Origin of the sequence: Candidatus Pelagibacter sp. HIMB123 (assembly GCF_052048195.1) — a bacterium.
In the GTDB taxonomy this organism is placed as follows: domain Bacteria; phylum Pseudomonadota; class Alphaproteobacteria; order Pelagibacterales; family Pelagibacteraceae; genus Pelagibacter.
This window is the reverse complement of the sequence record NZ_JBNAIL010000025.1, coordinates 1-26,503: the sequence shown is the minus strand read 5'-3', so window position 1 is coordinate 26,503 and position 26,503 is coordinate 1. Positions and strand designations below refer to the sequence as shown.

Below are 26,503 nucleotides of genomic sequence, written 5' to 3'. Positions count from 1 at the left end.
ATAAAGCCTGATTTTAAAACAATTCTTAAAATAAATTAATAATGAGTGATTTTTTACAATCAATAATTGATAGAGATCCTGCGGCAAAATCTAAACTAAGTTTAATTTTAACTTATCCAGGTGTTAAAGCAGTATTCTTTCACAGAATAGCAAACTTTTTTAGTACTGCAAAATTTTATTTGATTGCAAGAATCATTTCTCAATTTTCAAGATTCTTAACTGGAATTGAAATTCATCCAAATGCAAAAATTGGAAAAAATTTATTTATAGATCATGGAATGGGAGTTGTGATTGGAGAAACATCTGAAATTGGTGATAATGTAACTATTTATCATATGGTTACATTAGGTGGAATTGCTCCAAGTATAAATTCCAACGATCAACGTAATACTAAAAGACATCCTACTATAAAAGAGGATGTGGTAATTGGTTCAGGTGCACAAGTTTTAGGACCAGTAGTAGTTGGTAGAGGTGCAAGAATTGGAGCTAATGCAGTAATCACTAAAGATGTTGAAGAAAATGCTGTGATGGTTGGAATTCCAGCAAGAAGAGTTGGAATAGCTGATAGCGAATTTAAACCTTATGGTATTACACCTGACAGTGATAAAAAATCAGATAATGAATAATACACAAAACGATTTTATTTCAGGAATAGGAAACACCCCGCTAATCAAACTAAGAGCTGCTTCAGAAATTACTGGATGTAACATTTATGGAAAAGCAGAATTTTTAAATCCAGGAGGATCAGTTAAAGATAGAGCTGCACTTGCATTAATTAAAGATGCTCAAGAAAAAAAATTAATTGCCAAAGGTGGAACTGTTGTTGAAGGAACAGCTGGTAACACTGGGATTGGTTTAGGTCTATTAGGAAATTCCTTAGGTTATAAAACAATCATCGTAATGAATGACAATCAAACTCAAGAAAAAAAAGATTTATTAAGAAATCTTGGAGCTGAATTAAGATTAGTGCCGCCTAAACCTTATAAAGATGATAACAATTTTGTTAAAGTAGCAGCGAGACTTGCAGATGAATTAAGACCAACAAATAATAACGGTGTCATATGGGCTAACCAGTTTGATAACACAGCAAATGCCAAAGGTCATTACGAAGGGACAGGACAAGAAATTTGGGAACAAACTGAGGGTAAAGTTGATGGCTTTGTATGTTCTTCTGGAACTGGAGGAACTATTTCTGGTGTAAGTAATGCTCTTAAAGAAAAAAACAAAGATATAAAAATTTACTTATCTGATCCAAAGGGATCAGCTCTTTATAATTACATTAAAAATGGTGAACTAAAGTCAGAAGGAGGATCAATTACTGAAGGAATTGGTTCAAGTAGAGTAACAGCTAACTTTGGTGAGGCTAAGATTGATGATGCCTATTCAATTGATGATCATGAAGCATTACCTATACTTTATGATTTAATTCAAAATGAAGGTCTAAGCTTAGGTACTAGTTGCGGTATCAATATCGCTGGCGCAATAAGAATGGGTAAAGAATTAGGACCTGGTAAAAATATTGTAACAATTCTTTGTGATAGAAGTGATAAGTACGCAACTAAGATGTTCAATAAAAAATTTCTAGAAGAAAAAGGTCTACCAGTACCTAATTGGTTTTAGATATAAATTTTATCAGCTAATCCGTAACAAAGTATTGCACTTAACAAAGTTAGAATACCTGGTGCAATAATTCCTTCATTAGATGTTTGTGGTGTGTGACCGAGCTTATTGATTTTAATATTATAAATACCAACAATAAAAGCTGAAAGGTTTTGTAAAAACACTAAATTAAAAAATGCCCATGTTCCTTGAAGACCATCAGGTCTAATAAAGCCAACCCATATTGCCATTGCAACAGCACCTATAAACAAAGAACCAAAAAATCTGGTCATTCCAGCACCAGTATCATCAATACCGAACTTATCTAAAAATTTCTTTGTAGCGAAAACGGTTTGATATGCATAAACAGCAAAAACAATAAAATGTACTAAAAATACAATTAAATAAAAAATTCCATTAAATTTTTCGATCATTTTAAAACCCTATCAAATTTTATCATCAGATAAAACAACATAATCAGCAATTTTTGTGCTCCTTAATTGCATAACTGACGCGCGTTAAAAACACGAGAGACTTTGTCATGAATATGTAACAGTCTTCGATTACTTATAATTAATAACTAAAAAGAAAGATAATATGAAAAAAATAATAATAGTTTTGGTGCTTAGTTTATTTACTACAATTGCTAACGCTGACGGCCATGCAAAAGCAAATGCTTTTGCTATTACTTTGAAAGTTCCAGCTAGTGATGTTGCTAAAGTTGAGGAAATGTTGAAAACGCACCATAAATGGATGAAAGAAACTCATCCAATGACCGGTGAAAAAAAATTAAATTCATATTCAGTTATCAAAGGACCTGAATGGAATAATCCTGCAGATCCTTCACAAGGTATGACTGGAAATATGTATTTTATTTTAACTGAGTATTATGAAAATCCTGCTGGTTACCAAAATCACCAAGAACTTGGAAGTAAATGGTCAATGATACAAGAATTTCAACAAATGCTATTCAGTTACGTTGTGGGATACACTTTTCCTGGAACAACTGTTGTTACAATAAAATAAAAGGAGAAAAATGAAAGATATATTAGTAGTAGGAAAACTAAAAGAAGGAGCCTTTGAAAAATTTATGGGCTTTATGCAATCAGATGAGGGTATGGCTGAAAGAAAAAAAGTAGCTGATGTTACTAAAACAATAGCTAGTGTTTCACCTGATAAATCAACAGTAATGTTTAAAATTGTAGTTCATGATATGGCAGCACTTCATTCATTTATGGATGGATCAAATCCAGTTTCAAAACCTGTATTTGATGAAGTTATGGATAGTTATGAAATTTACGAGTTAGCTAAAGTATAAAAATAACAGAGACTCCACATGTCGGATTATCTCTGTTAGACTTTAATTGTTAAATTAAGCAACAGGAGAAAAAATGTCTAAATTTTATATTATTGGAAAGATCAGTCGTGATCTTGCAAAAAGAATGCAGAGCGATCCAAATGCAGATAGAGGAGCAGCGATTAAAGCTATTTGTGATACTGTTGGAGTAAAGTTTCATAGTTATGAGTGGGTTCGAGGAAGATTTGATGTAATCAATGTTATTGAAGGAGATTACGAAAGTGTTCTTGGAATGAAAGTTGCGATTATGAATGCAGGTTTAATGGAAGATATTATGATTCATGAAGTATTTGATTACAATAAAACTTTCAACAAAGCTGCAGATGCTGGAAAAAACTTTAAAAAACCAGGTGAATAAACGAAAGGAATAAATGTCTATCTTAGAAAAATATAGTGCTGCACTAAAAAATAAAGACGAAGCAGCGATGAATGAGCTTTTGCATGATGATTTTAAATTTACGATGCATAAATCAGGAAATGTTTTAACAAAAGGTGATGTTATCAAATGGGCAATGAGTGGTGACATTAATCAAGATAAAGTTAGAATTGTTTACGAGAATGATGAAGTTGGAATTCATCATGCTTTTGTTACATTTAACGATGGAAATGTTGAGGCTGTAATGGCAGTTTATAAATATGACAATGGAAAAATTGTTAGTTTAGAAACTGGTGCTACTCCAATGCCTAAATAATTATATATATTTAGCGGGATTTCATTTAATATTATTAAATGAGTCTCGCTACTTCATACTTGTTCCTAGGTGTTGCTGTATTCTTAGGAGTTACCTCAAATAGTTTTGCCAAAAGTGCTGAAGGTTTTACTCTTCTCTTTCCAAGTATAATTACCGCAATTACAATTGTATTGTGCATGTATGCACTTTCATTAGTGATGAAAAATATTCCAATGGGTATCACTTATGCTTCATTTGCTGGACTAACTATAATTGCTACAGTTATAGTTGGGATAATTAAATATAATCAAGTTCCGAATTTATATTCAATAATTGGTTTAATATTGATAGTAATCGGAGTTTTGATGGTAAATTTATTAGGGAAACAATAATTATGAAACCACTGTTTGGATATTTATTTTTAGCTATTGGTATATCTTTTGGTATTGCATCAAATAGTTTAGCTAAAATCTCAGAAGGATTTACAAAACTAACTCCTTCGGTTTTATGTATTTTATTCATGTGTATTACGATGTTTTCAATTGCAAAAGCAATGCACGCTCTTCCTGTTGGTTTTGCTTACGCAACATATAGCGGGTTAACTGTAACTGGTGTTGTTCTTTTTGCAGTATTAAAATTTAATCAAGTACCTAATATTTATGGAATAATTGGAATTATTTTAATTATTATTGGTGTAATAATGGTTAATTATCTTGGACGACTAAACTGATATTTTTTTAAAATCTCTGGAAGCTCATGTCTTCCATCTTCATTCAATGGTAGCTCATATTCATTAACAACTGTACTAGTATCTAAAGGTGAATATAAATGAGGATACATATCTCCATTAGATGCCTGCTCCCACAATAAATGTTCAAGCTTAAAAGCATTTACTCTTAACAAGACTAGATTTTCTTTTTTGGGGTAATGTTTATTTAAAGTTTCCTCTACCTGATCCTCTTCTGAAAAGTGAATATAACCATCTTTAAGATCTTTTTCTGACCCACCATAAATTCCAGATTTTTTGGCCTTTTGCCACTCATCTTTATCAATAACTTTGAAAATAAATTCTAAATTCATTTTACCAAGAAGAATTTGGACCTTTTAAGAATTCTAATTCTTCTTCGGTAGACTCTCTTCCTAAAATTTCATTTCTATGAGGATATCTGTGAAATTGTCTGATTGCTTTTGTATGATCTTGCCAAAATTTTTTTATTTCATTGTATCCTTCGTGCTCTCTTAAATATTTATTTAATAAGTAATATGCCATTTCATGATCGCTGATTTCCTCGCTATGAATTAAAGGTAACAACATAAAAAATCTTTGATTTACATTCATAGCTTCTAAATAACCTGAATAGACAGCATCATTTACAATCAATCTAGTCTTTTGATCTTGAGCAAAAGCTTTTTTATCATTTCTAAACATATTTCTTGAAAACTGATCAAATAAAATTACTAACGCAAGACAGCTCATAGGATTATCCTGCCAATCATCATATTCATTTTGACAAGCAAGTTCATAATCTTTTAAAAAATTATCTTTAATTTTTTGATCAAACTTTTCATCTTTTTTGAAACGCATTTCAGAAGGAGTTTCTTTAAACCAGAAATCTAAAATTACTTGTGATCTTTCTGGAATCATTTAGCTACTGGCTTTAATAATTTTAAAACTTTTTGATGATTTTGTTTGTTGTTAGAAACAAGTATATTTCCACCTAACACAGGGTTTTTATTATCCCAGGTAGTTATTATTGCTCCTGCCGCTCTAACAATTGGTATCAATGGATGAATATCCCAAATTTTATTTGCACATTGAGCAACTATTTCAATTCTACCCTCTGCCAATTGACAATATGTCAAAGCATCAAAACAAGGAAATTGCATTCTTTTTATAAACTTTTTAATTTTTAATTGTTGTTTCAAAGATAAGTGGTGATGAAATGCAGCTGCTAGTTTTGCGTTTGTAAAATTTAGCTTAGTATTAATTTTTAATTTTCTTTTTTTATTATTCTCGAAGACATAGGCAGAATTTTTATTTAGGTTTAAGTAATATTTTCTCATTTTAGGAAAATTTGCTAATCCTAAAACAGGCTCTCCATTATAGTTAAGTGAAATAAGATTGCTCCAACTAGGATTACCCACAACATATGATCTAGTTCCATCAATTGGATCAATCACCCATGAAAACTCACTCTTAGTATTTTTATGACCGTATTCCTCCCCTATAATTTGATGATTTGGGAATTTTTTTGAAATTTTAGATCTTATGAATTTTTCAAATGCTTTGTCAGATGTTGTTACAGGATCGTAACCTCTGCCTTTCAACTTGTTAACTATCTTGAATGGCTTATCTAACTTAGCGTAATAAAACTTAGTTAAATCTTTGGCAAGTTGATTTAAAAAGCTTGCATATATTGGATATTTTTTTGTATCAAATTTTTTCACAATGAACTCTTACTATTTAATTTATGTTGATTAAAGTTAAATTTTAAATAATCCTTAGCTTGCTATTATGAAAATTGAGCTAATTGAAAATAAGGTTTATTTTAATAATGGGTCTGAAAAAAAAGAAATTCACCCATTCTGGTTGCGAGAAAGAGTTAATGGTGAGGAGTATTTAGATAAAGGAACTCAGCAAAGACTTTTTGATCCTACCTTTTTAAGTAATGATATCTCAATAAATAAAGTAAACCTTAATGAAAAATATCTAGAGGTTGATTTTAATGATGGCGTTAATTCAAAACTTGAAATTGATAAAATTGCTTCTGAATTTTCTAAAGAAGATATTGTAATTAGATCTATTGAAAAAACTAAATGGAACTCAACTTTAAAAAATATAAAAAATTTTGAATACCAAGAAAATTTTTATGAAAGTAAAGAGATGCATGACTTGCTCGTTTCTTTCTATAAGTTTGGATTTGTTGTAATTAAAAATATACCAACAACTAAAAATTATATTGTTGAATTTGCAAACTCAATTGGCAGTGTAAGACGTACTAACTTTGGGGAATATTTTGATGTTAAATCAAAACCTGACCCTAATGACCTTGCATATACTTCTTTAGCTCTTGCACCTCATACAGATAATCCATATCGAAACCCTGTCCCATGTATCCAACTTTTACATTGTATAGAGAGTAAAGTTTCAGGAGGATATTCTACATTGGTTGATGGATATACTGTCACTGAAGATTTAAAGAAAAGTTATCCTGATTATTATAAAATCTTAACAGAAGTAAAAGTAAGATTTAAATTTATTGATAAAGAAGTAATTTTAGAATCTTTATGTCCTTTAATTGAATTAGATGAGCATAAAAATTTTAAACAAGTAAGATTTAGTCCAAGATTAGATTTTGTTCCAATCTTAGATAAAGAAGAATTAGATTTATACTATCAAGCAAGAAAAAAACTGTCTGAAATGTACAATTCAGAAAAATATAGAATAGAATTTAAACTTGCTCCAAAAGATTTAATGATGATGGATAATCACAGGTTGCTCCATGGACGGACAGTTTATGATGCTAACGAAGGTGAAAGATTTTTACAAGGTTGCTATATAGACTACGATAGTACCGAAGGAAAATTAAGACACTTAAAAAGAAAGTTTAATCTATAGAAATATTTTCTATTTGAGCTTCAGCATCTCTGATAGATTTTTCATAATCTAAAGCCATTTGATCAGCGCTTATAACTTCAACTTTTTCAATTCCAAAAAAATTTAAAATAAATTTTAACCAAGGCGTTAAAAAATCTTCTGAGCTGTTTAGTTTTGTTCCACCAGAAGTGATTACAAGATATGCTTTTTTATTTTTTAATAACCCTTCTCTTCTACCATTAGGTTTAAATTTAAAGGTTTCCCCTATTCTTGCAGCTAAATCTGACCAAGCTTTAAGTGTTGCTGGAGGACCATAATTATAAATTGGAGCCGAAATTATTATGACATCACTCTCTTTCAATTCCTTTACAAGTTTATCAGAAAGTTCAAACATTTTTTTATGTTCTTCTGTTTGATCTTTTTCATCTATATTCATTCCAGATTCTGTAAGCCCACTTACAAAGAGCATCTCATCATCTAAATCTCTATAAATAACTTCATCACCAGGCTTTTTAATTTTATCTAAGAGTTTTTTTGCTAAAGCTCTAGAGGTAGAGCCTTTTTTTCGAGCACTGGAGTCTATTTGATAAATTTTCATAAATACCTTTTATCCGAATTTTTGCATAAAAGGAAAGATTTCAATGATATAAAAACCAATAGCTTGTAATTGATTGGTTAAAATTAAAATACCTGTAACCAATAGAGTTATTCCACCAATTTTTGATATTAAATTAATATTTTTCTTAAAATTTTTAGAAAATAACAAAAATCTTTGAATCAAGTATCCAGATAAAACAAATGGAATAGCAAGACCTAATGAATAGGAAATTAACAATATTAAAGCTCTTGATAAAGTTTCTTCAATAGATGCTAAAGCTAAAATTGAACCTAAAATTGGACCAATACATGGTGTCCAGCCAAAACCAAAAGCAACACCTATAACATATGGAAAAAGAATATTTCTTGATTCTTTTGCATCAAACCTTTTTTCAAAATTTAAGTATGGAATATTAATAATTCCAATTAATTGAAGAGAAAAAATTATAATAATTACTCCTGCTGAAATTCTTAATACCTCTGAATTTTGTAGTAGCGCCTGTCCCAATAAAGATGCTGATGCACCTAAAAGAACAAATACAGTTGAGAATCCTAAACAAAATAAAATTAATGGAAAAAAATTGATTTTTTTTTGATTTAAAATTTCTTGTAATGATTGACCAGAGATATAAGAAATATATCCAGGTATTAAAGGTAGAACACATGGAGACAAAAAACTTATAAGTCCTGCTCCAAAAGCAATTAAGTATTCAAACATTTATCCAGTATTTTTCATTGCTGCAGAAATACCTGCAATCGATGTCATTAAAGCATCCTCAAGAAATTTTTTATCTAAATTTTTATATTTTTTATTTGTTAATTTATTCATTACATTTGCCTGCAGTATATTTAACATTTCTGTATAATTATTTCTTATAAATAAGGCTTTTCTAAATTCTTTTCTCTCTTTTACCACTTCTTTAGGTGTAATTTTATTGTGCAATTTGACCAGTGCCTCAAACTGAAATCTTAATTTTTTACCAATTCTTTTTAATGAGGTATCAGCTAAATTATTTTCATAAATAACTGATATTTCTGGATCCACCTTAGAAATTACCATATCTAGAATATCCATCGTTGATACAAAGTATGGCCAATTTCTTTCCATGTCTGTCATTGTTCTTTTAAACTTTTTGATTGAACCATATCTCAATGCCTCAGTTGTCCCAAGCCAAGCGGGTAACATTAATCTAATTTGTGTCCAAGCAAATACCCAAGGAATAGCTCTTAAACTTTGAATATTATCAACATTCTTTCTTTTGGTTGGTCTTGATCCAATTGCAAGTTTTCCTAGTGATTTATGAGGTGTAACAGTTTTGAAGTAACGAATAAAATCCTCGCTTTGATTTAAATATTTTCTATATGAAGATGTAGAAATCTCTGACATTTTTTGAATTAATTCACGCCAATTAGTTTTTGATCTTGGTGGAGGATTTAAAGAAGCATCCATCACAGCTCCTATATAGCTACATAAATTGTACTCAGCTAAAGGTTTATAGCCATACTTTTGCTGAATTACTTCTCCTTGATCAGTAATTCTAATTTTTCCGTTAACTGTACCGGAAGGTTGTGATTTTAAAGTAGCCTGTATTGGACCACCTCCTCTTCCTGGAGATCCACCTCTGCCGTGAAAGAAAACAAGATCTATTTTATATTTTTTAGCTAAATTTCTAAGCTCTTCTTGAAGTTTGTATTGATGCCAACTTGCAGACAATTTTCCAGCATCTTTACTGGAGTCTGAATATCCAATCATGACTTCCTGTTTTGACTTAATCATTTTTCTGTACCATGAAAGTTTGAACAAGTTTGTCATAACACCGTTAGCATTTTTTAAATCATCCAGAGTTTCAAAAAGTGGAACAACTCTTAACAAATTTTTTGTTTGTGCCTGCATTTGTAAAAAATAAACAGATAAAATATCAGATGCTGTGGATGTCATCGATATTACATAAGCACCAAGACATTGGGTTGGTTCTTTAGCAATTTGTTTAAAAGTATTCCATACTTCTTTGTTTTCTTTATCTCGAATATTTATTTTATCTACAAAAGATTTTCCTTGTTTAATATTTTTATTTAAAAGTTTTATTTTTTCACTTTCACTTAGAGAGGAATAATTTATTTTATTTTTCTTTTTAAAGATTTCATTTAAAAGTTTTTCATGTCGATCAGACTCTTGTCTGATATCTAATCTTGCAAGATTTATTCCAAAACATCTAACTCTTCTAATTAAGTCTAGTAAATCAGCATTTGCAATATGTTGACCTTTGTTTTGATTGAGAGAACTTCTTACTTCTCTCAAAGGGTTAATAATTTCGTATTTATCTTGGAGTAATTTTTTTTCGTCTAAAGGCTTGTTTAAATTTAAGTGTGCTTCTATTAATTGATGAGTATTTCTTACTTTGTCTCTTAATGGTCTTAAATAAACTCTATATGGTTCAAAACTTTTTCCAGTAACTCTACTGATTGCAGAAGAACATTCCTCCATGGATAAATCTTGAATTAATTGAGTAAGTTCTTTCTCGTACAGTTTTGCAGCTTGCCATCTAGAAAATAAAATTACTTTCTTAGTTACCTCTGAAGTTACATTTGGATTTCCATCTCTGTCTCCACCCATCCATGAACCAAATTGAATAGGATTAAAATTTCTAGGCAAATCTTTGTTTAAATTTTTTCTAAAAATATCGTTTAATCTTTTATAAACCTTAGGAATAGTATCCCACAAACTATCCTCAATTACAGCCAGACCCCATTTTGCTTCATCCAATGGAGAGGGTTTAGTTCTTTTTAGTTCATCAGTTTTCCAAATAATTGCTATTTCTGAATATAGTTTTCTATCTAATTCTATAATTTTTGAGGGATATTTTTTATAGAGGTGTCTTTGCTCCATAATTGATATTAAATTTGCGTATTTTTGAATTAAAGTTCTTCTTTTAACCTCTGTTGGATGAGCGGTAAGAACTATCCCAATATCTAGCTTGGTTGCCAAATCATAAATTTTATTATTTGAGATATTTTTATTTTTGAAAAGTCCTTCAATAATATCCTCAATAAATAAATTTTGATTTTTGCTTTTAAAATATGGATTTTCATATTCATTTAATTTTCTAGATGCATCTAAAGACTCAGCTAAATTCATCAAATTAAGGATGTGCGAAAAAGCCCTTGTGATTTTAAAAATTTTTTCTGGCGAAAGTTTTTTTACTTCTTTTGATATTTTTGAGAAAACTTTACTCTTGTTTTTATCTAGTAATGTGTTTTTGGATAGTAATCTTAGTCTTTCAACAATTTTAAAAAAAGCTGATCCCTCTTGATCTTTAATTACTCTTCCTAAGAATGTTCCTAATAATCTAATATCTTCTCTTAAAAGCTTTGTGGGTATTCGCTCATAGTAAAGATCTCTTTTCTTCATTACTTAATATAAATTTTTTTTGTAAAACTCCTTTTGCATTTGTTTTTACACTAAAAAAGAATCCTGAATATCTAAATTTTCGCAAATCTGCTTTGCTCATACCTTTTGTTGCTGTTGAAACGTAAAGTTCTTTAGTATTTTTACCTCCAAATGCACAATTAGTAATATTTTTTGCAGGAAACTGAATTCTATGAATTAATTTTGCTTTTTTGTTAAAAACAGAAATACATGCGCCATGGAAATGAGCTACCCATAAATTTTTATTTTTATCTAAGGTCATTCCATCTGGTGAACCCTCTTCGGGTGATAATTTTTTAAATATTTTTTTGCTAACTATTTTATTATTTTTATTTATTTTAATTTTATAGATAGTTTTTTTTGGACTATCCGTATGATAAAAATTATACTGATCAATAAATGCTGGTCCATTAGTAATTCTATAATTTTTATCAACTTTTATTAATTTAAAATTTTTATCTAGTTTATACAAAGAACCTTTTTCAATTTTTCGCTCTAAGTTATCCATAGTACCAAACCAAAGATTTCCTGCAGGATCTGTTTTTCCATCATTAATTCTATTTAGCTTCAAGTTTGGTTCTATCTTAATTGATTTTAAAATTTTTTTTGATTTTAGATTTTGAATTCTTAATTCGCCCTGAAGACCTAAAATAAAAATATGATCTTTGATATGAACGATAAACCCAATTTCTTTATTTACTTTAAAAATTTTCTTTTTTTTATTTTTAATATTAAAAGAACAAATTTTCTTTTTTTTTATATCTACAAAATAAATTGAATTATGTTCACCAACCCATAATGTTCCTTCACCTAAAGTACATCTTATTTTCCAAAGAGGTTTTGGTTCTGAGGTTTTTATTTTATTCATTTACTTCAAACTCCTTTATAAAATCTTCATCAGGATTAATTCCAATACCTACATTATCTGTTACTGATGCAAAACCATCATTGTTTTTAACTTGGTCTAAAATTGAAAATTCTTCTTTAGGCAAATCTGTGATAAAAATATTTTTTTCTGTTGTATCAAACTCGAGCATAGATTTAGATGGAAATAATCCACCTGGCATATCTGGTTGTGCTGTCAACAAATGGAGGTTAACTGCAATACTCACTGCAGAGCCCCATACATGATTAATAACTGGTATAAAATTTGCTTGCGCTAATGCTGCAATTTTTAAATACTCCGTAATTCCGCCAAGTCCACAAACCTCTGGTTGAGCTATATCAATACATTTATTTGATACTAATTTATTCCAGCCATATTTAGTAAATTCAGCTTCTCCACCTGCAATGCTAGTAGAGATTTTTTGTTTCAATTCTCTATAACCCTCATAATCTTCAGGAGCCACAGGTTCTTCAAACCAATAAATATCTAGCTCATCTAAACCTTTTCCAACATAAAGAGCATCTTTCAAATTATAAGCGTGATTTGCATCAACCATTAATTTAAAGTCTTTTCCAACAGTGTCTCTTACGGCTTGAACCAACTTTAAATCTTCGTTTGGACCTAATCCAACTTTCATTTTCATGGCTTTGAAATTTTTTGATTTTATTTGCTTAGATTCTTCTTTGAACAAGGCAATCAATTCATCAACTGATTTTTTTTGTAACATCATTCCATATCCATACACTGGAACTTCATTATTACATTTACCACCAACAAGTTGATAAAGAGGAGCATTTGTTTTCTTTCCAAGGATATCCCATAAAGCAATATCCACTCCTGATAATGCTTGAATTGGCATGCCCTTTTGACCACTATCTCTTAAAAGGTTGTATACTTTTTGCCAGATATGTTCTTTGTTTAAAGGATCTTCACCAATTACTAAAGGCTGTATAACCTTTTCAACAATAAACTTATTCGCTAAAGCTATATTTCCAGGACCAAAACATTCACCCCAACCTGTTATTCCTTCATCTGTTTGAACTTCAACAAGATGAGCTGTACGATGTTTATAATACTGTTGTGAATAACCAAGTTCTTTTTCTAACTCATATCTAAGTACATGACTTTTAATAGAAGTTATTTTCACAATTAATTATAAAGCAACTACCTTCGAGTTTTGCTCTCCTAGGTTTTCTATTGATAATTTCATTGTATCACCGGCTTTTAAGAATTGTTGAGGCTTCATTCCCATTCCAACACCTGGAGGTGTTCCTGTTGTAATTATATCACCAGCTTGAAGAGACATAAATTTACTTAAATAAGATACAATTACATCAACATTGAATATCATTGTGCTTGTGTTACCTGTTTGCATTCTTGTACCATTAACATCTAAACTCATTTTTAAATTGTTAACATCTGCTATTTCATCTTTTGTAACTAAGTAAGGCCCAATTGGTCCATAAGTATCATGAGATTTTCCTTTAACCCATTGACCCATTTTTTCAATTTGCCATTCTCTTTCACTAATATCATTTACTAAACAATAACCTAAAATATGATCTTGAGCTTGGCTTTCAGAAATATGCTTTGTTTCTTTTCCTATAACAATTCCTAATTCAACTTCCCAATCAAGTTTTTTTGATCCTGAAACTATTTCGATATCATCGTTTGGTCCATTAATTGAACTTGTAGCCTTCATAAAAGTAATTGGTTCAGATGGAACCTCTGCACCTGTTTCGGCTGCGTGATCAGAATAATTTAATCCAATTGCAACAAATTTACCTGGCTTAGTAATACAAGATCCTATTCGATCACTTGCAGATAATTCTGGTAAAGAAGATAAATCAGCACTTTGTAATTTAGAAATAGTTTCAAAATTTAAATGATCAGGATTTAAATCTTTAATATGAGAACTAATATCTCTAATTTTACCATCTTTGTCTAAAACAGCTGGTTTTTCGTTTCCTTTATTTCCTACTCTTAATAATTTCATATTTATCCTTTTGTTATTTAATTATATTGAAATTCCACCATCAACATGAATTGTACTTCCTGTTGTAAATGTTGCATCATCGCTAGCTAAATAAACAGCCACAGCTGCTATTTCTTCTGCTGTACCTAATCTTCCCATAGGTTGTCTTGCTATAAAATCTTTTTTTGCTTGAACAGGATCTGGGCTTTGATTTACCCTATCTTGCCAAGAAGGTGAATAAACTGTGCCTGGCGCAATTGAATTACATCTAATATTTTGTTTAACGAAATCTGCTGCAATCGCCTTTGTTAAACCAATCACCGCACCCTTTGTTGTTCCGTAAACAAATCTATTTGGAAAACCTTTAAAGCTAGATGCACATGAAGATATATTAATAATACTTCCACCATTTTGTTTGATCATTAAAGGTAAAATAGCTTTGCACATAAAGTACATCGACTTAACATTTACATTAGAAGAAAAATCCCAATCTTTTTCATCACATTCCAATATTGTTCCATGATGAACAAATCCAACGGCATTAAATAAAACATCAACTCTATCTAAAGTTTTAGTAAATTCTAAAATTGCATTGTTGTCTGTTGAGTCTAGCTTTTGTACTTTAATCTCAGGATATTCTTTATTTAAATCAGCTAAAGTTTTATCATTTAAATCAGTAGCAGTTACATGAGCACCTTCTTTGTGAAAAGCTATTGCTGTTGCTTTTCCAATCCCTTGGCCTGCTGCTGTTACGAGAATTTTTTTACCTTCTAATCTTCCACTCATTTTTTATTCATCCTTTCGATTTCATTATAAAGTGAACTATGATCAGTATTTCCATGACCATTATCGACCAGGGTTTTATACATTTCTTTCACTAAATTTGAAATAGGTAAATGTGTATTATATGAATTTGCACACTCCAAAATGTTATTCATGTCTTTTAAATGAGTAGATGTTTTACCTTTTGGGGTAAAATCTTTATCTATCATTCTTTTTCCATGAGTTTGTAAAATTTTACTATCTGCCCAACCTCCGGCAAGAGCTTTAATTAATTTTACTGGGTCAGCTCCAGCTTTTTCACATAAAGTTATTGCCTCCGCAACCGCTCCTATTGTAACTCCTACTACAATTTGATTTGCTAACTTTGAAACTTGTCCACTACCAATAGGACCTACCAAAGTTGGATTTCCCATTGTTTTTAAAATATTTATTGAGTTATCAAAAACACTTTGCTCTCCACCAACCATTATAGCTAATGAAGCTTCCTCAGCTCCAATTGTACCTCCAGAAACCGGTGCATCTAAATAATTTACATTTTTTGATTTTAGACTATTTCCATATTTTGTTGCAGTTGTTGGTTTAACCGAACTCATATCAATAACAGTTGATCCAGATTTTAAATTGTCTAATAAATCTGAATTATTCATTATTGCATCAACAGCGCTATCATCTGTTAACATTGTAATAATAAAGTCATTATCTTTAACAACTTCACCTAAAGTTTTTGATATTTCAGCCCCAAATTCCTTCAAAGGTTCTGCCTTACTAATTGAACGATTAAATGCTTTTAATTTAAAACCAGATTTTAATAAATTTTTAGCCATTGGAAGACCCATAAGGCCTGTTCCAATAAAACCAATTTTCATCATGGTTTTGGTTTAAATTCGTGGAAGTTTTGCGTCATCGCTTCTGGGAAGAACATAACACATGCTAACACAATTAATTGAATTACTATAAATGGAGCAAAACCTCTAAATATATCTGTTAATGAAATGTGTGGAGGGGCAACAGATTTTAAATAAAAAGCGGCGGGTCCAAATGGTGGGCTTAAAAATGAAACTTGCATGTTTACACAAAATAATATTCCAAACCAAATTGGATCAAATCCTAGAGCAATAACTATTGGTAAAAACACAGGCATTGCTAACAATACAATTCCAACCCAATCCATAAATGCTCCCATAATTAAAAACATAATCTGCATCATGAAGATCAAATACATTGGTTTTAAATCATAAGCCAAAATAGTTTCTGCTACATATTTAGGACCTCCAGCAAGAGAGTAAGCACCTGCTAAAACTGTAGCACCAAAAGTAATAGTTAAAATAGTACCTGATGCTTTGAAAGTTCTTGTTAATGCATCTTTAAATAAAAACCACGTAAGTTCTTTTCTTGCAAAAATTATAATTAATGTAGCAACCACTCCCATACCAGCTGCTTCTGTAATTCCTGTCATTCCAGAATAAATTGAACCTAGCACAATTATTACAATACCAATCGGTGGCAAAAGACCAGGAAGGTATGACATTTTTTCTTTTAAAGTTAAAGCAGGCTCATCACTTAAAGGTGCTAAATGCGGTTGCAATCTCGTTCTAATTAAAATGTATGTAATGATTAAACCTGAAATCATTAAACCAGGAACTATAGCTTCTTGAAACAACATAGTAATAGAAGTTTCTGTTGTTAATCCATAAATAATTAAAACAATTGAAGGTGGTATCATTGTTCCTAAAGATCCAGACGCACAGATGATACCAATCGACATGTCCTGATCATATTTTAATCTCAACATTTGAGGTAAAGCAATCAAACCTAATAAAACTATTTCTCCACCAATAATTCCACTCATCGCTGCCATAATTGTTGCCATGATGGCAGTAACGACTCCTACACCACCTCTAGTTTTTCTTAACCAAGCATTTAAAGCGTCATAAAGATCTCTTGCGATGTTAGAACGTTCGAGCAAGGAGGCCATAAAGATGAATAAAGGTACTGACAAAAATGAATAAGTAACAACTAATGAATAATACCTAGAAAGTAATATTCCTAATGCGTGTTCTCCTATGTATAAAAATACTAGTACTGCACCCATAAAACCAGATGCAAAACCCATAGGAACACCAATAGATATAAGTAACAATAACCCTACTATTAGTATTATCGAAAGTGATCCTATATCCATATTATTTTAATTCTTTAGATGGATCGTATTGTTTTTCTTTTGGATTTCTCCAATCAATAATTAAATTATTTACAGATTGAACAGCAATAAGAAATACGCATAAAAGTGTTAATGGCTTCATAGTAGCAGGAATTGGTGGATCCCAATATGTTGCAAATCTCTCCCAATTTATAAATGATCTGTATGCATCTTCCATACCCCCATAAATTACAGCTGCTGCGAAAAGAACAATAATTAAAGTGCTAATTAGATCAAAAATTCTTTGCGTGGGTCTACTAACCCAATCATACAATAATACTATTCTAATATGGCTTCTTAATCTTGTTGCATATATTCCACCAACTAAATAACAAACACCCGCTAGCCACAAACATAATTCATTTGCCCACAAAGTTGGTTTAAACAATACATATCTCATAAAAATTTCATACATCATCACAACTACAATTACAGGAATTAGATATTTAATTGTGTGACTTAGAAATAAAGAAACTCTATCTATCCAATTTATTGGAAAATCATCTTTACTCGCGACTTTTTCATTTTGTTCTTGTAATTCTTTATCGATCATTGAGTAAAAATTTAAATAAATCGAAGGGCCTTTGCAGGCCCTTAAAGATTTTTTTTATTACATGATACCGTTAGCTTTCATATAAGCTTTGTGTATCTCAATAAGTGCCGCAGCTTCTGGAGATTTAGTCTTCCATTCTTCCCAAGCAGCTAGAGCAGCTTGTCTGAATTTAAGTCTATCTTCTCTAGACCAGTCGTGAAGAGTAACACCCATTTCATTTAAAGCTTTAACAGCTTCAGCGTTTTTTCTCTCAACTAAGCTAGTGATAGTTCTTCCAGCAATTTCTATTGCAGCTAACATAGCACCTTGCTCATGTTTCTTTAACTTCTTCCATACTTTCGTATTACAAGCTAAGTGGTCAGCTGGCATAGAGTGGAAACCTGGGTATGTAGCATATTTATTTTGCTCATAGTGTCCACCAGCATAGTTAGTAGCTAAAGATGAATAGTCAGCACCATCGATTAGACCAGTTTGTAAAGCAGTTGGAACTTCACCAAAGTCCATTACGATTGGCTTAGCACCTAATGCTGTAAAGATCATACTTTCCATTCCTGGAGGTGATCTAAATTTGAAGTCTTTCAATGAAGCAACATCTGGGATTGGTCTGCTAGATATTAAAGACTCATGTCCTGGTATCCACCAACCAATTAATGTCATTCCATATTTGTTATAAAGTGCATCAACAGCTTCTTGAGCTCCTGGGAAATTCAAGAATTCATATTGTTGGTATGGGTTATCGTATCCACCCATTACATCACCTGCGAATTGGAACGCTGCATTTTTACCAGTTTGGTAACCAGCACCAGTCATATCACAATCGATAATTCCAGTTTGTGCAGAGTTAAACACCTCAGCAGATTTACCTGTTACTGATGATGAGTAGAACATTTCTACTTTTAAGCTTCCGCCAGAAAACTTCTCTACGTTTTTAGCGAATTGAGCAGCAACTTCACCATTTGGTGAACTAGCTGTAAAGTGTGTTTCAATCTTTAAAGTCTTTGCATTTGCAGAGCCGAATAAAGCAACTGAAACAATAGCTACAGCTGCTATAGTTTTAGATATAAGTTTAAACATTATCTTCCTCTCGTTTATGTTTTTTCGAAAGTTAATCATAAAAGATTTTTGAGATCAATAATTTCGTTTAACTTTTATATATAGAAATTATATATATTCATTGAACAGACAACTTATAGTTGTTCTAAACTACTTCTGAAATAAGTGGTTTATTATTGAAAAAATAGTAGATATTATCGACAGCCATCATGCTCATAGCTAGTCTGGTTTCATGTGTTGCGCTCCCAATGTGCGGTAAAACAAAACAGTTGTCTAGTTTTAAATATCTTTTATCTAAATTTGGTTCGTTGTTGAACACATCTAAACCTGCTGCATAAATTTTTTTCTTTTCTAATGCATCTATCAAAGCATCATCATCAATGGTTGATCCTCTTGATGTATTTATAACTACCGCATGTTTTGGTAACAAGCTTATTGTTGAAGAGTTAAGAATATGTTTGGTTTCAGCTGTTGCTGGTGTATGTATACTTACAAAGTCACACTCTGGTAGCATAGTTTTAATATCAGAAAAATATTTAGCTCCATCTTCTAGATCATCAGATAGTTTATTTCTATTGTAATAAATTATCTTCATACCAAAAGCTTTAGCACATTTTGCAGCCATTCTTCCGATACGACCCATGCCAATGATACCTAAAGTTTTGCCTGTAACAGAATTTCCAATCATAAATTTAGTTAAATCTGGTTTTTGATTTTTCCAATTGTCTGCTCTGACTAAATTATAAGCTTCACCAATTCTTCTAGATGCAGCTAAAATCAAAAGGATTGTAGTTTCAGCTACTGCCTCATTTAATACATTGGGAGTATTTGTTACTTTAATTTTTTTTTCTTCAGCAGATTTAATTGAAATATTATCGTAACCAACTCCAACTTGAGCTATAATTTTTAATTTACCATTTAAATTATTAAAAAAATTTTCTCCGATTTTGTCAAAACCTGTTGATATCATTCCATCATAATCATTAACAATTTTAATTAATTCACTTTCTGGAATAGGTTCATCTTTTGGATTCAGAGTTACTTCAAAATCTTTTTGAAGTTTTTCCTCTGCTAAATCTGATATTTTTCTAGAAACTAATATTTTTGGCTTCATATTAGTGAGAATCTCTAGGTAAACCTTTCGTATGTGATACGTCTAAATATTTGCCTCGAGAATTAATACATGCACCATCATCCAATTGACCAACAGTATTTCTAAATATTTCCTGCCAAGGAGTTTGATTATTTGGTTTAAATACTTTTTTATTTTTTCTTCGTTTTTTAAATTCTGCTTGAGAAATCAATAAATCAACTCTTCTTTTATTTAAGTCTATTTTTATTTTGTCATAAGTTTTAACAATTCCAAGATCTCCACCTACTGCAGACTCTGGTGAAACATGTAAGATTGATGGACTTTCTGATGTTCCACTTTGTCTTCCATCACCCAAAGTTGGTAGATGTCTTATTCCTTTTTTTAATAATCTATCTGGTGGTTGCATGTTAACTACTTCAGCTGATCCAGGATAACCAACAGGTCCACAGCCTCTAATAATTAATAGAGAGTTTTCATCTATTTTTAATTTTTTATCATTAAGTCTTTTATGATAATCCTCAGGACCTTCAAAAACTATAGCTTTACATTCAAAAACATTTGGGTGTTTAGGATTTGATAAATATTGATCTCTAAATTCTTTACTGATTACAGATGTTTTCATGATAGCAGATGAGAAAAAGTTGCTTTTCATAACTAAAAAACCAGCTTTTTCAGTCAATGCATTCTTAAAGGTTTTAATTACTTTGTTGTCTACATCAACTTTCTTTCTTAAATTCTCTCCTACAGTTTTTCCTGTAACTGTCTTTATTTTTGTATGAATTTTTTTATTTTTAATTAATTCTTTCATTACTGCAGGTATTGCTCCAGCTCTGTGAAAACTTTCCATTAAGTATTCACCTGCAGGTTGGCAATTTACCAATAAAGGAATATTGTGCCCGAGTTTTTGCCAATCAGAAAGATCAAATTTAATTCCCATATGTTTTGCAATAGCACTTAGATGAGCTGTACAATTACTAGATCCGCCAATTGCACTTGCAACAACGACTGCATTTTCAAAAGCTTTACGTGTCATAATTTTTGATGGGGTTAAATCTTCATGAACCATTCCAACGATTCTTTTTCCTGTTTCGTAAGAAATTTGTTCTCTTTCCCTATAAGGAGCTGGAATAACTGCACCCCCTGGTAAAGACATTCCTAATGCTTCAGCAACAGAGTTCATTGAAGAAGCTGTTCCCATTGTATTACAATGTCCGGCACTCGGTGCAGAAGATGCAACCATATCCATAAATTCTTCGTATTTAATTTCTCCTTTAGCTAACATTTTTCTTGCTTCCCAAACTACCATTCCTGAACCAGCTAATTTTCCTTTATAAACTCCATCTAACATTGGACCGCCTGATAAAACTATTGCAGGAATGTTTACTGTAGCAGCTGCCATTAAAGCTGCCGGAGTAGTTTTATCACATCCTGTTGTTAGTATTACTCCATCAATTGGGTATCCATATAAAACTTCAACTAGTGACAAGTAAGAAAGATTTCTATCCAACATAGCTGTTGGTCTTTTTCCTGTTTCTTGAATTGGGTGAGTAGGAAATTCCATTGGTATACCACCTGCTCTTCTAATTCCATCTTTTATTCTTTTACTCAAAGACATGAAATGTCTATTGCATGGAGATAGATCGCTGCCAGATTGTGCTATTCCTATAATTGGATTACCAGATTGTAATTCTTTTCTTGTAAGACCATAATTTAAATACCTTTCGAGATATAAGGCCGTCATGTCAGGGTTTTTTGGATTATTGAACCACTGTTGACTTCGTAAACTCTTTTTTCTTTTTTTTGGCATAATTTAAATAATGGTTTGTTTAAGTTATTGGTTATATAATAAATTTATGAATAATCTAATAGTTTTAAACAAGAATGACAATGTGGGCGTTAGCCAATTTATTATTCCTGAAAAAACTAAAATTGAAGGTCATGAGATCAGCACTATTGATCCAATCCCTTTTGGACACAAAGTTTGTTTAAAAACTATTAAAAAAGGCGATCCAATCATAAAATATGATCAAATTATTGGATTTGCTTTAAATGATATTGAACCAGGACAACATGTTCATTCTCATAATTTAGAATTTAGAGAATTTAAAAGAGATTTTAAAGTTACAGATAAAAAACATGTTATTGATGAAAAAGCAGACACCTTCTTTAATGGAATTTTAAGAGATAATGGACAAGTTGCTACCAGAAATTACATTGGAATTGTAAGTACTGTAAATTGCTCAGCTACTGTCACTAAAATGATAGTTGAGAAGATTAAATATTCTGACATTTTAAAAGATTATCCAAACATTGACGGCATAGTTCCAATAACTCACTCAACAGGATGTGGAATGAATACTGAAAGTGAAGGAATGCAAATTTTTCAAAGAACTATAGATGGATTTAAAAATCATCCCAATTTTTCTCATGTATTTGTTATAGGTTTAGGATGCGAATGTGCTCAAGTCAGTTTGTTTGATGAGTCTTTAAAGAAACATAACCGAATTCATTTTCTAACAATCCAAGATGAAGGTGGAACTAAAAAAATAGTAGAGAAGGTATTGTCTCAAATTAAAAATTTGCTTTCAGAAGCTAATAATGTTCAAAGAGCTTCACAACCAGTAAGTCATTTAACTTTAGCTCTTCAGTGTGGTGGTTCAGATGGATATTCAGGAATAACTGCAAATCCTGCACTAGGTGTTGCAGCAGATCTCTTAGTTAAAAAAGGTGGAAGTTCAATTTTATCCGAAACTCCAGAGATTTATGGAGCCGAACATTTATTAATTAATAGAGCAAGCTCACAAGAGACTGCTGATAAACTTATTAAAAGAATTGAATGGTGGAAACATTATACTTCAATCAATAACAGTTCGATGGACAACAATCCTGCACCAGGAAATAAAAAGGGTGGTCTAACAACCATATTAGAAAAATCCTTAGGCGCTGTTGCAAAAGGAGGAAACTCAATCCTTCAAGATGTATTGCACTATGCTGAACCTTTAAAAAATAAAGGTTTTAATTTTATGGATTCTCCTGGTTATGATCCTGTATCTGTGACTGGTCAAGTGGCATCAGGTGCTAATGTTATTTGTTTTACAACAGGACGTGGATCTTGTTTTGGTTGCAAACCAGTTCCAAGTTTAAAACTTTCAACAAACTCAGCGATGTTTGAAAGAATGTCAGAAGATATGGATATTAATTGTGGGACAATTGCTGAAGGAAAAGAAAAAGTTGAAGAAGTTGGTCAAAAAATATTTGAATTAGTTGTAAATACTGCCTCAGGGAATAAATCAAAAAGTGAAATCAACGGCTACGGTGACGAGGAGTTTAATCCTTGGCAAGTTGGCGTTGTAATGTAATTTATTTTTCCTGTGCCTCAACAAACATCCTTAATTAACGTAATTTTATTAGCCGCTGGTGGATTTTTTATGTTTGTTTGTATGGACTCTACAGCAAAGTATCTTGGAACAGTAATGCCGGTTACTCAAGCAATTTGGGGTAGATTTTTTTTTCACCTAGTATCTTTAATTATATTTTTTTTAATTTTTAAGCCAAAAGTAAATTTAAAAAAAAATTTTAAAGTCCAAATAATTAGATCAATATTAATGGTCACTGCCACCTCATTTATGTTTTATTCTTTACAGAAATTTGACTTGGTAGATATTTATGTTGTTTTCTTTACAGCTCCTTTAATCGTTTCACTACTTTCAGCGTACTTTCTAAAAGATATATTAAGTACAAAGGGTATACTTTTAATGCTGCTAAGTTTTGGTTCAATTGTTTATTCTTTAGGTCCAAGTATGAAAATATTTAGTTTAGATTTAATATTCCCAATTGTGCCTCCAATTTGTTGGGCTCTTTACCAATTTTTTACTAAAGTTGTATCAGGTGATAATGATCCATTTGCTGCTATTTTTTATACTTCTATATTAGGAGCAATAATTTTTAGTTTTTTTATATTTTTTAACTGGGTACCATTAGAGAAGAATATCTTTTGGCTTTATTTAATAATTCTTGGTGTGGCAGGTTTCGTAAGTCATTCTTTGATTATTTATGCGATTCAACTTTCTAATTTGTCATTTGTAACTAATTTTCAATACTCACAATTAGTTTGGTCTACAATTATTAATTTCTTAATTTTTGGTGTACCGTTTGATTATAATAAAATTGTTGGAGTGATAGGAATTATTGTTTTTGGTATTATGTTCATAAGAACAGAAGGTAAAAAGAAAAGTTAAATAGTGAGGATTAAATGAAAAATATAGGTTTTATTGGTGTTGGATATATGGGCTATGGAATAGCTAAAAATATTTTAAAACATAAAAATAAGCTTTTTGTCATTGCTAATAAAAATAGAAAACCAATTGATAAAATTATTAGCCAAGGAGCTGAAGAAGTAAAATCTTTTGAAGAATTTTCTAATAAAAATTTAGATGCGATGTTCATGTGTGTTACTAACACTCCCATAGCAAAATCAATATCAGAAAAAATTTCTAATGTTTTAGATAACAAAACTTTAATAATTGATATTACTACTCATAACAAAACTGGCTCAATGGAAACAGAAGCAATATTTAATGCAAAAAAAATAAATTATGTTGAGTGTCCTGTAATGGGAGGACCTGTTCAAGCAGAGGAAGGTATATTGGGAGGAATTGTTGGAGCGTCAGATGAAAATTTTAAAATTGCTGAACCATACTTTAATTTTTTCTGTAAAGAATATTTTCATTTTGGGACTGTTGGAATGGGAGCAAAATCTAAGCTTTTAAATAATTTTTTATCTCTTGGAAATGCTGCATTAGTTAATCATTTGGCTAAAAGTGCTACAGAAATGGGTTTAGATTTAAAAAAAGTATTTGATGTTGCAAAACTTGGTTCAGGAAACTCTGCAGCTTTAAACCGAGTTTTTGATAATCTGTTAAAAGGAGATTTTACTGGTTTTAAATTCACCGCAAGTAATTCAGTAAAAGATTTAACTTATATTCAAGATTTATTAAAAGATTTTCCTGAAGCTGAAAAAGTTGCTGAAGTAAATAAAAATTATTTTCAAAAAGCTGTTGATGATGGTTATGGTGAAAATTTTATTAGTGAATTGATAAATAAAAAATAATTTTTAAGAAGTTATTTAAGTTACCGGGAATTTACTAAAGCACTAGGTTGTATTCAATAAATATATTTACTCAAAATTAAAATAAATTAATTGAAATTGTATTAAATATAATTACCTTTTTTGTAGAAGGAGGTTTATGTTAATACTTTCACCACCTGATACTTAGCTGAACAATTTTAAATATCAAAAAACTTAACAAATATAATAAATCCTCTCGGATTTAAATGCCAAAGAGGCGATACAAGGGAGCTCTTTAGGTATACACTTAAAGAGCGAACCCTTTAAAAAACTTAATTTACAGATTTTAAAATTTCTAGAGGAAGTGGAGCTTCTGGGTATTTTTTTTGACACAACTTTTCGTAGTTTTCACAAAAACTCATGATGGTTTTTTGAACTTCTTTTTTATTTTTATTTAATAGATTAAGCTCTTTAATTAATTCACTACAATTTTTTTCAAGTTCTTTTATTTGTTCTCCTGAAAAAAATTCTCCAGTTTCTATTTCCCAATATGTGTCTTCAAGCTCATCATCAGTTAAATTTTTTAATTTTTTTTGTAATAATTTTATAGTCTCATCCTCAGTTTCCTTGTCTCTCATAGGAGAATTCTTAAGTTTTCCAAGACATTTATCTCTTAATCCGTCAATGAAATGAAAATATGGTTTACCTTCTGAAAAATCTCTAAAATGGTTAGTGTTAAAATACTTATCTATAGCGGATTCTGTTGAAATTTTTTCTTTGCCCTTAATTATTGCTATTTGAACATAAACTTCTTGGCTAATATACTCTTCGATATGATCTTTAACTTTTTGAGATATCATTCTTTCTTAGTTACTAATGCTCTTCTCTGTACCTACTATGACAAGCCTTACAATTACTCCACATAAATTTAGTTAATGTACCTCGAATATCATCTGCATCTTCGATTACTGATACAAGTTTTGTCATATCATCAGAGGCTTTTTGCATTAATGCATTGAAATCATCTTTTTCATCCCAAATTGTAAGTAAAGCTTCAGTATCAAAACCCTCTTGTGTATTTTCAGGAAATAGATCTATCAAAACTTTATAATTTTCACTCATTTCTATCATAAGTTTTTTTGCTTTTTCAAAATCTCCTTTTGAAGAAAGTGCTTGTACCCTTTTAGCTGTACTATAATTTTTACTAAACAATGCTTGTCGACTTTTAATAATTTCTTCAACTGATAATTCAGCATTACTAGATGAGACGAAAAATACGCTTAAAATTGATAATAAAACAATTTTAATAAATTTGTTAATGTGGTTTAATAAAATATGCATTTAACCAATAACTTAACAGAGTATGGTTTAATTTCAAAGGTGCTACATTGGCTTAGTGCTATTTTGCTTTTAGTTCAAATTCCTTTAGGTTTTTATTTGGTTGACTTAGATTTTGGAGAGCAAAGAATAAATATTGAAAATATTCATGTAATCATAGGTTTATCAATATTCTATGTTGTTATCTTAAGACTTGTTAATAAAATACTTAATCCTACTCCAAAATTAAATCCTAGTATTTTTAAAGGTCAAGTATTTTTAGCCAAAATGAATCATATACTTTTATATTTAGCAATTTTATCAAT

Annotated in this window: 32 protein-coding genes; 13 read left to right on the top strand and 19 right to left on the bottom strand. The window is 30.6% G+C overall.

What is annotated here, in order from left to right; translation table 11 throughout:
- Positions 1 to 41 precede the first annotated feature (41 nt).
- Positions 42 to 626, top strand: a complete 585-nt coding sequence (gene epsC, locus ACTTBL_RS05945) for a serine O-acetyltransferase EpsC (protein WP_440644021.1) — start codon at positions 42 to 44, stop codon at positions 624 to 626.
- On the top strand, positions 619 to 1,620 hold the full coding sequence (locus ACTTBL_RS05940; protein ID WP_440644020.1) for a cysteine synthase A: 1,002 nt from the start codon (positions 619 to 621) through the stop codon (positions 1,618 to 1,620). The genes epsC and ACTTBL_RS05940 overlap by 8 nt, the downstream gene beginning before the upstream one ends.
- Here the strand turns inward: ACTTBL_RS05940 and ACTTBL_RS05935 are convergent.
- Positions 1,617 to 2,033, bottom strand: coding sequence for a hypothetical protein (locus tag ACTTBL_RS05935; protein ID WP_440614185.1), 417 nt, complete (start codon positions 2,031 to 2,033; stop codon positions 1,617 to 1,619). The two genes, ACTTBL_RS05940 and ACTTBL_RS05935, sit on opposite strands and share 4 nt — an antisense overlap.
- A gap of 163 nt (positions 2,034 to 2,196) precedes the next feature.
- Here ACTTBL_RS05935 and ACTTBL_RS05930 point away from each other — a divergent pair, with 163 nt between their 5' ends.
- From ACTTBL_RS05930 to ACTTBL_RS05905, 6 genes are all read left to right on the top strand, one after another.
- Positions 2,197 to 2,625, top strand: a complete 429-nt coding sequence (locus tag ACTTBL_RS05930; RefSeq protein ID WP_440644019.1) for a hypothetical protein — start codon at positions 2,197 to 2,199, stop codon at positions 2,623 to 2,625.
- 10 nt (positions 2,626 to 2,635) lie between these two features.
- Complete coding sequence (locus ACTTBL_RS05925) at positions 2,636 to 2,917, top strand: hypothetical protein (RefSeq protein WP_440644018.1); 282 nt, start codon at positions 2,636 to 2,638, stop codon at positions 2,915 to 2,917.
- Positions 2,918 to 2,990: 73 nt separating this feature from the next.
- On the top strand, positions 2,991 to 3,314 hold the full coding sequence (locus ACTTBL_RS05920; RefSeq protein WP_075505087.1) for a GYD domain-containing protein: 324 nt from the start codon (positions 2,991 to 2,993) through the stop codon (positions 3,312 to 3,314).
- A 13-nt stretch (positions 3,315 to 3,327) separates the two neighbouring features.
- Positions 3,328 to 3,648: a nuclear transport factor 2 family protein gene (locus ACTTBL_RS05915; RefSeq protein ID WP_075505086.1), complete on the top strand. Its 321-nt coding sequence runs from the start codon at positions 3,328 to 3,330 to the stop codon at positions 3,646 to 3,648.
- Between the two features lie 38 nt (positions 3,649 to 3,686).
- Positions 3,687 to 4,019 carry a DMT family transporter gene (locus ACTTBL_RS05910; protein ID WP_440644017.1) on the top strand — a complete coding sequence of 111 codons (333 nt, stop codon included), beginning with the start codon at positions 3,687 to 3,689 and terminating at the stop codon, positions 4,017 to 4,019.
- 2 nt (positions 4,020 to 4,021) lie between these two features.
- Positions 4,022 to 4,357, top strand: a complete 336-nt coding sequence (locus ACTTBL_RS05905) for an SMR family transporter (RefSeq protein ID WP_440644016.1) — start codon at positions 4,022 to 4,024, stop codon at positions 4,355 to 4,357.
- Here ACTTBL_RS05905 and ACTTBL_RS05900 read toward each other — a convergent pair.
- Genes ACTTBL_RS05900 through ACTTBL_RS05890 form a run of 3 tightly spaced genes read right to left on the bottom strand, consistent with a single transcriptional unit; the run spans position 4,336 to position 6,075 of the window.
- Positions 4,336 to 4,707 (bottom strand): DUF952 domain-containing protein, encoded by a 372-nt coding sequence (locus ACTTBL_RS05900; RefSeq protein WP_440644015.1) that lies wholly within the window; start codon positions 4,705 to 4,707, stop codon positions 4,336 to 4,338. The genes ACTTBL_RS05905 and ACTTBL_RS05900 overlap by 22 nt on opposite strands.
- A 1-nt stretch (position 4,708) precedes the next feature.
- Positions 4,709 to 5,272: a DUF924 family protein gene (locus tag ACTTBL_RS05895; protein ID WP_440644014.1), complete on the bottom strand. Its 564-nt coding sequence runs from the start codon at positions 5,270 to 5,272 to the stop codon at positions 4,709 to 4,711.
- Positions 5,269 to 6,075, bottom strand: a complete 807-nt coding sequence (locus tag ACTTBL_RS05890; RefSeq protein WP_440644013.1) for an inositol monophosphatase family protein — start codon at positions 6,073 to 6,075, stop codon at positions 5,269 to 5,271. The genes ACTTBL_RS05895 and ACTTBL_RS05890 overlap by 4 nt, the downstream gene beginning before the upstream one ends.
- Before the next feature lie 67 nt (positions 6,076 to 6,142).
- Between ACTTBL_RS05890 and ACTTBL_RS05885 the strand changes: the two genes are divergently transcribed.
- Entirely contained in the window at positions 6,143 to 7,246 is a 1,104-nt protein-coding gene (locus ACTTBL_RS05885) for a TauD/TfdA family dioxygenase (RefSeq protein ID WP_440644012.1), read from the top strand.
- Here ACTTBL_RS05885 and ACTTBL_RS05880 read toward each other — a convergent pair.
- The 13 genes from ACTTBL_RS05880 to ACTTBL_RS05820 form a co-directional block, all read right to left on the bottom strand.
- Positions 7,236 to 7,823 (bottom strand): FMN-dependent NADH-azoreductase, encoded by a 588-nt coding sequence (locus ACTTBL_RS05880; protein WP_440644011.1) that lies wholly within the window; start codon positions 7,821 to 7,823, stop codon positions 7,236 to 7,238. The two genes, ACTTBL_RS05885 and ACTTBL_RS05880, sit on opposite strands and share 11 nt — an antisense overlap.
- A 9-nt stretch (positions 7,824 to 7,832) precedes the next feature.
- Complete coding sequence (locus tag ACTTBL_RS05875) at positions 7,833 to 8,540, bottom strand: cytochrome c biogenesis CcdA family protein (RefSeq protein ID WP_440644010.1); 708 nt, start codon at positions 8,538 to 8,540, stop codon at positions 7,833 to 7,835.
- Entirely contained in the window at positions 8,541 to 11,231 is a 2,691-nt protein-coding gene (gene ppc / locus ACTTBL_RS05870) for a phosphoenolpyruvate carboxylase (RefSeq protein ID WP_440644009.1), read from the bottom strand. It abuts the gene before it with no gap.
- Positions 11,206 to 12,117 (bottom strand): SMP-30/gluconolactonase/LRE family protein, encoded by a 912-nt coding sequence (locus tag ACTTBL_RS05865; protein WP_440644008.1) that lies wholly within the window; start codon positions 12,115 to 12,117, stop codon positions 11,206 to 11,208. Before ACTTBL_RS05865 ends, ppc begins: the two co-directional genes overlap by 26 nt.
- Positions 12,110 to 13,282: a mandelate racemase/muconate lactonizing enzyme family protein gene (locus tag ACTTBL_RS05860; RefSeq protein WP_440644007.1), complete on the bottom strand. Its 1,173-nt coding sequence runs from the start codon at positions 13,280 to 13,282 to the stop codon at positions 12,110 to 12,112. Before ACTTBL_RS05860 ends, ACTTBL_RS05865 begins: the two co-directional genes overlap by 8 nt.
- A 6-nt stretch (positions 13,283 to 13,288) precedes the next feature.
- Positions 13,289 to 14,131, bottom strand: coding sequence for a fumarylacetoacetate hydrolase family protein (locus ACTTBL_RS05855; protein ID WP_440644006.1), 843 nt, complete (start codon positions 14,129 to 14,131; stop codon positions 13,289 to 13,291).
- A gap of 21 nt (positions 14,132 to 14,152) precedes the next feature.
- Complete coding sequence (locus ACTTBL_RS05850; protein WP_145595831.1) at positions 14,153 to 14,896, bottom strand: SDR family oxidoreductase; 744 nt, start codon at positions 14,894 to 14,896, stop codon at positions 14,153 to 14,155.
- Positions 14,893 to 15,762 carry an NAD(P)-dependent oxidoreductase gene (locus ACTTBL_RS05845; RefSeq protein ID WP_440644005.1) on the bottom strand — a complete coding sequence of 290 codons (870 nt, stop codon included), beginning with the start codon at positions 15,760 to 15,762 and terminating at the stop codon, positions 14,893 to 14,895. Before ACTTBL_RS05845 ends, ACTTBL_RS05850 begins: the two co-directional genes overlap by 4 nt.
- Positions 15,759 to 17,075 carry a TRAP transporter large permease gene (locus tag ACTTBL_RS05840; RefSeq protein ID WP_023854093.1) on the bottom strand — a complete coding sequence of 439 codons (1,317 nt, stop codon included), beginning with the start codon at positions 17,073 to 17,075 and terminating at the stop codon, positions 15,759 to 15,761. The genes ACTTBL_RS05845 and ACTTBL_RS05840 overlap by 4 nt, the downstream gene beginning before the upstream one ends.
- A 1-nt stretch (position 17,076) precedes the next feature.
- A complete protein-coding gene (locus ACTTBL_RS05835; protein WP_440644004.1) occupies positions 17,077 to 17,646 on the bottom strand; it encodes a TRAP transporter small permease subunit in 570 nt (189 codons plus the stop codon).
- A 57-nt stretch (positions 17,647 to 17,703) separates the two neighbouring features.
- Complete coding sequence (dctP, locus tag ACTTBL_RS05830; protein ID WP_440644003.1) at positions 17,704 to 18,720, bottom strand: TRAP transporter substrate-binding protein DctP; 1,017 nt, start codon at positions 18,718 to 18,720, stop codon at positions 17,704 to 17,706.
- A gap of 124 nt (positions 18,721 to 18,844) precedes the next feature.
- A complete protein-coding gene (locus ACTTBL_RS05825; RefSeq protein WP_440644002.1) occupies positions 18,845 to 19,813 on the bottom strand; it encodes a 2-hydroxyacid dehydrogenase in 969 nt (322 codons plus the stop codon).
- Between the two features lies 1 nt (position 19,814).
- Positions 19,815 to 21,599: an IlvD/Edd family dehydratase gene (locus tag ACTTBL_RS05820; protein ID WP_440644001.1), complete on the bottom strand. Its 1,785-nt coding sequence runs from the start codon at positions 21,597 to 21,599 to the stop codon at positions 19,815 to 19,817.
- 46 nt (positions 21,600 to 21,645) lie between these two features.
- Here ACTTBL_RS05820 and ACTTBL_RS05815 point away from each other — a divergent pair, with 46 nt between their 5' ends.
- Genes ACTTBL_RS05815 through ACTTBL_RS05805 form a run of 3 tightly spaced genes read left to right on the top strand, consistent with a single transcriptional unit; the run spans position 21,646 to position 24,902 of the window.
- On the top strand, positions 21,646 to 23,151 hold the full coding sequence (locus tag ACTTBL_RS05815; protein ID WP_440644000.1) for a UxaA family hydrolase: 1,506 nt from the start codon (positions 21,646 to 21,648) through the stop codon (positions 23,149 to 23,151).
- Between the two features lie 12 nt (positions 23,152 to 23,163).
- Positions 23,164 to 24,030 (top strand): DMT family transporter, encoded by an 867-nt coding sequence (locus tag ACTTBL_RS05810; protein ID WP_440643999.1) that lies wholly within the window; start codon positions 23,164 to 23,166, stop codon positions 24,028 to 24,030.
- Between the two features lie 14 nt (positions 24,031 to 24,044).
- The gene (locus tag ACTTBL_RS05805; RefSeq protein WP_440643998.1) at positions 24,045 to 24,902 is read left to right on the top strand and encodes an NAD(P)-dependent oxidoreductase; all 858 of its coding nucleotides are present in this window, start codon (positions 24,045 to 24,047) and stop codon (positions 24,900 to 24,902) included.
- A 290-nt stretch (positions 24,903 to 25,192) separates the two neighbouring features.
- On the opposite strand, the gene ACTTBL_RS05800 is transcribed toward ACTTBL_RS05805, so the two are convergent.
- Both ACTTBL_RS05800 and ACTTBL_RS05795 read right to left on the bottom strand, forming a co-directional pair.
- Positions 25,193 to 25,720, bottom strand: a complete 528-nt coding sequence (locus ACTTBL_RS05800) for a hypothetical protein (RefSeq protein ID WP_440643997.1) — start codon at positions 25,718 to 25,720, stop codon at positions 25,193 to 25,195.
- Positions 25,721 to 25,733: 13 nt separating this feature from the next.
- Entirely contained in the window at positions 25,734 to 26,201 is a 468-nt protein-coding gene (locus ACTTBL_RS05795) for a cytochrome c (RefSeq protein WP_440643996.1), read from the bottom strand.
- On the opposite strand from ACTTBL_RS05795, the gene ACTTBL_RS05790 reads away from it, so the two are divergent.
- Positions 26,196 to 26,503: cytochrome b (locus ACTTBL_RS05790; RefSeq protein ID WP_440643995.1), on the top strand; the 308-nt coding region annotated here is incomplete at its 3' end. The genes ACTTBL_RS05795 and ACTTBL_RS05790 overlap by 6 nt on opposite strands.

Excerpts from the sequence above, each read along its gene's own strand:
- epsC (WP_440644021.1), top strand. The coding sequence starts at position 42 with ATGAGTGATTTTTTACAATCAATAATTGATAGAGATCCTGCGGCAAAA.
- ACTTBL_RS05940 (WP_440644020.1), top strand. The coding sequence starts at position 619 with ATGAATAATACACAAAACGATTTTATTTCAGGAATAGGAAACACCCCG.
- ACTTBL_RS05935 (WP_440614185.1), bottom strand. The coding sequence starts at position 2,033 with ATGATCGAAAAATTTAATGGAATTTTTTATTTAATTGTATTTTTAGTA.
- ACTTBL_RS05930 (WP_440644019.1), top strand. The coding sequence starts at position 2,197 with ATGAAAAAAATAATAATAGTTTTGGTGCTTAGTTTATTTACTACAATT.
- ACTTBL_RS05925 (WP_440644018.1), top strand. The coding sequence starts at position 2,636 with ATGAAAGATATATTAGTAGTAGGAAAACTAAAAGAAGGAGCCTTTGAA.
- ACTTBL_RS05920 (WP_075505087.1), top strand. The coding sequence starts at position 2,991 with ATGTCTAAATTTTATATTATTGGAAAGATCAGTCGTGATCTTGCAAAA.
- ACTTBL_RS05915 (WP_075505086.1), top strand. The coding sequence starts at position 3,328 with ATGTCTATCTTAGAAAAATATAGTGCTGCACTAAAAAATAAAGACGAA.
- ACTTBL_RS05910 (WP_440644017.1), top strand. The coding sequence starts at position 3,687 with ATGAGTCTCGCTACTTCATACTTGTTCCTAGGTGTTGCTGTATTCTTA.
- ACTTBL_RS05905 (WP_440644016.1), top strand. The coding sequence starts at position 4,022 with ATGAAACCACTGTTTGGATATTTATTTTTAGCTATTGGTATATCTTTT.
- ACTTBL_RS05900 (WP_440644015.1), bottom strand. The coding sequence starts at position 4,707 with ATGAATTTAGAATTTATTTTCAAAGTTATTGATAAAGATGAGTGGCAA.
- ACTTBL_RS05895 (WP_440644014.1), bottom strand. The coding sequence starts at position 5,272 with ATGATTCCAGAAAGATCACAAGTAATTTTAGATTTCTGGTTTAAAGAA.
- ACTTBL_RS05885 (WP_440644012.1), top strand. The coding sequence starts at position 6,143 with ATGAAAATTGAGCTAATTGAAAATAAGGTTTATTTTAATAATGGGTCT.
- ACTTBL_RS05880 (WP_440644011.1), bottom strand. The coding sequence starts at position 7,823 with ATGAAAATTTATCAAATAGACTCCAGTGCTCGAAAAAAAGGCTCTACC.
- ACTTBL_RS05875 (WP_440644010.1), bottom strand. The coding sequence starts at position 8,540 with ATGTTTGAATACTTAATTGCTTTTGGAGCAGGACTTATAAGTTTTTTG.
- ppc (WP_440644009.1), bottom strand. The coding sequence starts at position 11,231 with ATGAAGAAAAGAGATCTTTACTATGAGCGAATACCCACAAAGCTTTTA.
- ACTTBL_RS05865 (WP_440644008.1), bottom strand. The coding sequence starts at position 12,117 with ATGAATAAAATAAAAACCTCAGAACCAAAACCTCTTTGGAAAATAAGA.
- ACTTBL_RS05855 (WP_440644006.1), bottom strand. The coding sequence starts at position 14,131 with ATGAAATTATTAAGAGTAGGAAATAAAGGAAACGAAAAACCAGCTGTT.
- ACTTBL_RS05850 (WP_145595831.1), bottom strand. The coding sequence starts at position 14,896 with ATGAGTGGAAGATTAGAAGGTAAAAAAATTCTCGTAACAGCAGCAGGC.
- ACTTBL_RS05845 (WP_440644005.1), bottom strand. The coding sequence starts at position 15,762 with ATGATGAAAATTGGTTTTATTGGAACAGGCCTTATGGGTCTTCCAATG.
- ACTTBL_RS05840 (WP_023854093.1), bottom strand. The coding sequence starts at position 17,075 with ATGGATATAGGATCACTTTCGATAATACTAATAGTAGGGTTATTGTTA.
- ACTTBL_RS05835 (WP_440644004.1), bottom strand. The coding sequence starts at position 17,646 with ATGATCGATAAAGAATTACAAGAACAAAATGAAAAAGTCGCGAGTAAA.
- dctP (WP_440644003.1), bottom strand. The coding sequence starts at position 18,720 with ATGTTTAAACTTATATCTAAAACTATAGCAGCTGTAGCTATTGTTTCA.
- ACTTBL_RS05825 (WP_440644002.1), bottom strand. The coding sequence starts at position 19,813 with ATGAAGCCAAAAATATTAGTTTCTAGAAAAATATCAGATTTAGCAGAG.
- ACTTBL_RS05820 (WP_440644001.1), bottom strand. The coding sequence starts at position 21,599 with ATGCCAAAAAAAAGAAAAAAGAGTTTACGAAGTCAACAGTGGTTCAAT.
- ACTTBL_RS05815 (WP_440644000.1), top strand. The coding sequence starts at position 21,646 with ATGAATAATCTAATAGTTTTAAACAAGAATGACAATGTGGGCGTTAGC.
- ACTTBL_RS05805 (WP_440643998.1), top strand. The coding sequence starts at position 24,045 with ATGAAAAATATAGGTTTTATTGGTGTTGGATATATGGGCTATGGAATA.
- ACTTBL_RS05800 (WP_440643997.1), bottom strand. The coding sequence starts at position 25,720 with ATGATATCTCAAAAAGTTAAAGATCATATCGAAGAGTATATTAGCCAA.
- ACTTBL_RS05795 (WP_440643996.1), bottom strand. The coding sequence starts at position 26,201 with ATGCATATTTTATTAAACCACATTAACAAATTTATTAAAATTGTTTTA.